Source organism: Solemya elarraichensis gill symbiont, from assembly GCF_002021095.1.
GTDB lineage: Bacteria > Pseudomonadota > Gammaproteobacteria > Chromatiales > Chromatiaceae.
The window spans coordinates 1-1772 of the sequence record NZ_MPRK01000310.1 but is presented as its reverse complement, the minus strand read 5'-3'; the positions used below and the strand labels follow the sequence as shown (position 1 = coordinate 1772).

The 1772-nt window shown below is 51.4% G+C and carries 1 protein-coding gene; it reads left to right on the top strand.

Features of this window, described 5'->3' with window-relative positions:
- Positions 1 to 59: 59 nt before the first annotated feature.
- Positions 60 to 1685: an NHL repeat-containing protein gene (locus BOW51_RS10500; protein ID WP_135568264.1), complete on the top strand. Its 1626-nt coding sequence runs from the start codon at positions 60 to 62 to the stop codon at positions 1683 to 1685.
- Positions 1686 to 1772 lie beyond the last annotated feature (87 nt).

Here is a 1772-nt window from a genome sequence, read left to right as displayed (position 1 = left end):
ACGCAGGGCGTCCGGGGCAATAAAGGCTGTCGAAGATCGAGTGTAAAAGGGCGACTTGGATGTCCCGTTTTACATCACGAGATCAAAGACACGCTTGGATGATCCCGATTACAGGGTCACAACGCCCGCTGCTGTTCAGTACGCGCTCTAAAGTCCCTGATGAGATCACTATTCCATTGACAGGTGAGAATGTCAGTGAGCAGTTGAAACGTATCGATGTGGCCACAACAATCAATGGCAGGAGTATGCGAGCGAGTTATGACCCCGGGCCTGAATTGGGGCATTTTGTCAGCTGGGATGGACGTGATGCGTATGGCCGACGTACGAAGAGTGTCATTGATGCAGGTGTTGAGGTTTGTTATGTCTACAATCTTGTTCGTTATGAGTCGGCAGACGCCTTTTCACAGGCATTTGGCTCCATCAATAACAGAATCAGCGATACAAATAGCCGTGGCAGTGACCTGGGTGAGTCCGGGGTATTTTTTGACCGGGCAAATGCAGAAATTAGTACATGCACAACTTTCCCATTGACCCTGGGGAATAATAAGCAGGAACCACAAACAGCCAACATAGGCGAATGGCAACTGGCAGGCATCCCGCAACTCGACGTCGAACAGGGCGCATTGCTGCTGCCGACCGGCGCCATATCTGAAGAGATACTCGACGAACCGGTGCTCCAGACAGTCTACGGAGAGGGCCGTTCAGGTACCGATCTTCCTCGTGCCCCGATCGATATCGCCCATGATGGTGAACGTCTCTATATCGCCTTTGCCAATTACATTGCAGAGGTGGTGAATGGTGAACTCGTTACAGTCCCAAATAGCGCCAATATTCCCGGATATTTTGAAAGGATGTCTATCGATCCTGAAGGTAACCTGTTAACCATTACAGCCGTTAACAACAGCTATTTGCTGTCACGCCTGACACCAGATGGTGTTATCACCGAGCTGACAGGCCGCGGTACAGCAGGCATCAATCGCTGCGAAGCAAAACACACCTACACAGATGGTGGCGTCACCGAAATTCGTTCAGAACGTCCTTATATCGGTAAAAATACGGCATCTGTCGTACCCGCAGATTCATACAGGATTAGCTATCCCGCAGATGTTATTGCATCCCCCAACGGAGACATCTTCATTGCAGATTCAGAATGCAATGCCGTTTATAGAATCACCCCGTCGGGCGAGGGCGTCATTGATGCAAATGGCGGCTTTATCGCCAACTACAAAGTTGAAATCATTGCCGGTAACGGCAGTGACGCAGTCAGCACAACAGACGGCCCATCTGCACGTGCCTTTGTTCCAGACGATGCCGATCCGGAAACGACACCAGCGACACGCCTGCCACTGGCTTCACCATCCGCATTGGCACTCAGTCCGGACAACCGCTTTCTCTACATCGGCACATATGACGGACTCGTACGCCGCTGGAGCTACGACGACTGGATCGAGACCTGGGCCGGAACAGGCGAGTACGGGTTTTCTGGTGATAACGGCCCGGCCACCGAGGCAAGGTTCGGTGTAATCAACGATATAGCAATGCATCCAGACGGTTCGCTCTACATCAACGATGTGAGCAGTAATAATCGCATTCGCCGCATCGGCCCAAACGGCATTGTTGAGACCGTTGTGGGGCAGGAGAGTCAAGGCAACAGTCCGGATGGCACGCGAGGTATGAGACTGTAAATTAGTTTGTGTATCTGCTTATCATTAACCCCTACGGGAGATAAGCACGATGAACGAAAAAGAAATCCGAGCACTTGCCAACAAGAT

What these genes read in the sequence shown, in the direction of transcription:
- BOW51_RS10500 (WP_135568264.1), top strand. Translation starts at nt 60, where the DNA reads ATGTCCCGTTTTACATCACGAGATCAAAGACACGCTTGGATGATCCCG.